Source organism: Microbacterium sp. CR_7 (genome assembly GCF_041954755.1).
Lineage (GTDB): Bacteria > Actinomycetota > Actinomycetes > Actinomycetales > Microbacteriaceae > Microbacterium.
On sequence record NZ_JAVAYF010000016.1, the window covers coordinates 1 to 616 of the forward strand.

At 70.8% G+C, this 616-nt stretch carries 1 protein-coding gene; it reads right to left on the reverse strand.

The annotated features are described in order from the left end of the window. Nucleotides 1-354, reverse strand: a 354-nt coding sequence (locus tag RAC81_RS16940) for a DUF222 domain-containing protein (RefSeq protein WP_375083438.1), incomplete at its 3' end; no start/stop codon positions are given. Nucleotides 355-616 lie beyond the last annotated feature (262 nt).

The following is a 616-nucleotide window of genomic DNA, read 5'->3' on the forward strand; positions in this document are numbered from 1 at the left end:
ATGACAGCCGGGGATGAGGCACTCGGTGTCGCGGGCGATGATCGCCCGCCGCTGATGCACGGTGAACACCCGGTCGGTGACCGTGATCCCCACAATCCTGCCCTGATCGACCAGCACCCGCTGGATCGCCCCGGAACACGCCGTGTGCACCGCCGCCGTGGTCGGGATCGTCGCATCCGACCCGGGCAGGCGCGCCCGCCCGGTGTTCGCGGCCAAGTCGTTCGCGTCGACCGTGACGACCAGGGTCGGTGCCGCGCCGCCCAGAGACGGCATGTCCTGGTGTCGGGCCGCGATCCCCACCGCTGCCGCGAACGCGTCATGACGTTTCTGGGTGTGGGTGCGCGGATCGATCACCGCCCGCGGATCCGCATTCCACCGATCCGACTCGACACCATCGGGCGCTCCCGGCTCGTTCAGACTTGACCGGATTCCGCCCGCACGGCCCTGGCCGACCGCACGCGCGTCGGGCGCGAACGCCTCTGCCGAGGAGGGGCCTCCGCCATCGCCCGCCGAGGAGGTGTCACCATCCTCACCCCGGGAGGGTTCGAATCGAACGCCGGTCGGGTGGGGTGGGCCGTCGACTTTCGGGTTGAGCATCGCATCCAGGACCGCCTGC